A 983-nucleotide genomic window follows, 5' to 3' on the forward strand; every position below is an offset into this window, starting at 1 on the left:
GCCGTGCTGATGGCACGCAGGTCGGCCGATTCCAGCTTGGGCAGTTGCACCGAGGTCAGCGAGGCGACCTGGTCGGAATTCAGCGCGGCGAACTGGGCGGTGCCCAGCGCGTTCAGGTCTTCGGTCGTGAGGTGGGCGATTTGGTCGCTGCTCATCGCGGCGACCTGGGCCGAGGTGAACTTGGCGAACTGGTCGCTGGTGAAGGCGTTCAGGTCACCCGTGTTCAGGCCTTGCACCTGGGCGGTGGTCAAGGCGGCCACCTGGCCCGAGGTCAGGGCTTGCAGTTGGCCGTTCGTGAGCGCATCGAGCTGGTCGCTGGTCAGCGCGCGCAGCGCGGCAGTGCTGAGCGACTTGATGTCGGCGGTCTCGATCGCGGCGATCTGCGCGGTCGAGAGATTGGCCATCTGCGCCGCGGTCAGGGCGGCGATCTGGCTGGAGCTCAGCGCGACCACGTCGGCCGTGGACAGGCCGCCGAACTGGTCGGGGTTGATGTTCAGCGCGGCCACCTGGGCGGTGGTCAGCTGGGCGATCTGGTCGCTGGTGAGGTCGGCAATCTGGTCCGAGCTCAGCGCACGCAGCGCGGCCGTGCTGATGGCGCGCAGGTCGGCCGATTCCAGCTTGGGCAGCTGCACCGAGGTCAGCGCCGCCACCTGATCGGAGTTCAGTGCCGCGAATTGGGCGGTACCGAAGGCATTCAGATCCTCGGTCGTCAGGTGTGCGATCTGGTCGCTGCTCATCGCGGCGACCTGGGCCGAGGTGAACTTGGCGAACTGGTCGCTGGTGAAGGCGTTCAGGTCACCGGTGTTGAGGCCTTGGACTTGTGCCGTCGTCAGGGCCGCCACCTGGGCGCTGGTCAGCGCTTGCAGCTGACCATTGGTCAAGGCGTCGAGCTGGTCGCTCGTCAGCGCGCGCAGGGCCGAGGTCGACAGCGACTTCAGGTCGGCGGTCTCGATCGCGGCGATGTGCGCGGTCGAGAGGTTGAC

The 983-nt window shown here is 67.4% G+C and carries 1 pseudogene; it reads right to left on the reverse strand.

Annotated features, from left to right (window positions below):
- Positions 1-983 (reverse strand): annotated as a pseudogene (locus AC3WQY_RS24565) (heme utilization protein); the annotation flags it as partial.

The organism is Roseateles sp. FW301-B2 (assembly GCF_058788955.1).